The sequence below is a fragment of the Microbacterium sp. BF1 genome (assembly GCF_019279095.1).
Lineage (GTDB): Bacteria > Actinomycetota > Actinomycetes > Actinomycetales > Microbacteriaceae > Microbacterium > Microbacterium maritypicum.
This window is the reverse complement of the sequence record NZ_JAGYWT010000567.1, coordinates 1-1,519: the sequence shown is the minus strand read 5'-3', so window position 1 is coordinate 1,519 and position 1,519 is coordinate 1. Positions and strand designations below refer to the sequence as shown.

Here is a 1,519-nt window from a genome sequence, read left to right as displayed (position 1 = left end):
TACCACCGGCGACGTCGACAGGTCCGCCTGGGTCGATTGACGCCGGTCGAGTTCGAGACCATCATGAACGAAGAACTGGCCCTCGCGGCCTGACCAGAACAGTCACCTGTTCCTGCATCAGACCCCCCTGTGGACACTGTGGAATCCTCTCGTCGGAGCCTTGCGCTGAAGATGCTTCCCGCCGTGGCGATCCTGCTCGTGACCTGGGTGGCTCTGTGGGCGGCGCAGGGCATTCCGACCCTGTGTGCGTTGGCGTCGCCATGCCCGGCACCCGATGTTCGCGTTGCGCCCGCTCTGCTGTTCGGGGGGCTGATGCTGGTGCCGACGGCCATCCTGCTCCTCACCGTATCCGTCGGTCGCTCCATCGACTGGGTGCGGAAAGTCGCATACATCGCGCTGGTCGGCTTGGCGCTGGTCGGTCTGGGCGCGGTGCTGTTCTCCGGGGGATTCACGATCGCATTCGTGTAGGTTCGCGGCAGGTGCGGTTCGGTACAGAGGGTCGCACGACGGGGCGGAGTTCCGCCTCGACGGAGCACCAGGAGCTGTGGATGAGTGAAGACTCGTCGAGCGCCTCGCTGACGCCGGCGGGAAGACGCGACACGCCCCTCATCCGGATCTGCCTGGTCATCGTCATCATCGGGCTCGTGGTGAGCGGGGTCACCGCCTTCCCGTTGCGCGAAGAACTGATGCTCGGGCGCGACATCCTGAACAGCGCGGGCCTCAGTGCAGTTCTCCCCGAGCTCACCGCCTGGGTGCAGCGGGTCGCAGAGGCGCTCGAGACCACCGGCACCGACTATCCGTTCCTCGCCTATGGCACGGACTGGCTGGCATTCGCCCACCTGGCTATCGCGGTCGCCTTCGTCGGGCCGCTCATCGATCCGGTCCGTAACGTGTGGGTCACCATCTGGGGTCTCATCATGTGTGCGGGAATCGTTCCGCTGGCACTCATCGCCGGTGCGATCAGAGGATTGCCGCTCGGCTGGCAGCTCATCGACATCTCGTTCGGTGTGGTCGCGGCCGTGCCGCTGACGATCGCTCTCGTGCTGACACGTCGACTCGAGAGATCGCTCGTGGTCGTCCGCTGACGGCCCGCGTCCGCGCACCACCCGCACGGATGACAGGATTGACGGATGACCGCAACACTCGTGGCCCAAGGGCTGGCCGGCGGGTACGGCCACCGCACCCTGTTCGACTCCCTCGATCTGACCGTCACCGCGGGTGATGTGGTCGGCCTCGTCGGCGCGAACGGGGCGGGGAAGTCGACCCTCCTGAAGCTGCTGGCCGGTGTCGACGAGCCCCAGGCCGGGACGATCCGACTCTCACCGGCCGATGCCTTCGTCGGCTGGCTTCCGCAGGAGCACGAGCGCATCGCCGGCGAGAGCGTCACCGACTCGCGAAGAGCATCCGGAGCTCTCGAGTCCGTACCTCCCGCACGCTGCGGCTGTCGCCGACCAGCCGGGTCAGTGTCTCATCGTGGAACAGGACGACGTCGCCATCAGCCGTGACCTGACAGTCGGTC

Annotated in this window: 3 protein-coding genes and 1 pseudogene; 3 read left to right on the top strand and 1 reads right to left on the bottom strand. The window is 66.6% G+C overall.

Going from position 1 to position 1,519, the window contains the following annotated elements; translation table 11 throughout:
* Window positions 1–183 precede the first annotated feature (183 nt).
* The 3 genes and pseudogenes from KZA10_RS14890 to KZA10_RS14880 form a co-directional block, all read left to right on the top strand.
* Window positions 184–468 (top strand): hypothetical protein, encoded by a 285-nt coding sequence (locus KZA10_RS14890; RefSeq protein WP_218683274.1) that lies wholly within the window; start codon window positions 184–186, stop codon window positions 466–468.
* Between the two features lie 80 nt (window positions 469–548).
* Window positions 549–1,085, top strand: coding sequence for a hypothetical protein (locus KZA10_RS14885; protein ID WP_218683273.1), 537 nt, complete (start codon window positions 549–551; stop codon window positions 1,083–1,085).
* Between the two features lie 45 nt (window positions 1,086–1,130).
* Window positions 1,131–1,385: pseudogene (locus tag KZA10_RS14880) on the top strand (ATP-binding cassette domain-containing protein); the annotation flags it as partial.
* Here the strand turns inward: KZA10_RS14880 and KZA10_RS18300 are convergent.
* Window positions 1,384–1,464 (bottom strand): hypothetical protein, encoded by an 81-nt coding sequence (locus KZA10_RS18300; protein WP_256934922.1) that lies wholly within the window; start codon window positions 1,462–1,464, stop codon window positions 1,384–1,386. The pseudogene KZA10_RS14880 and the gene KZA10_RS18300 overlap by 2 nt on opposite strands.
* Window positions 1,465–1,519 lie beyond the last annotated feature (55 nt).

Excerpts from the sequence above, each read along its gene's own strand:
- KZA10_RS14885 (WP_218683273.1), top strand. The coding sequence starts at position 549 with ATGAGTGAAGACTCGTCGAGCGCCTCGCTGACGCCGGCGGGAAGACGC.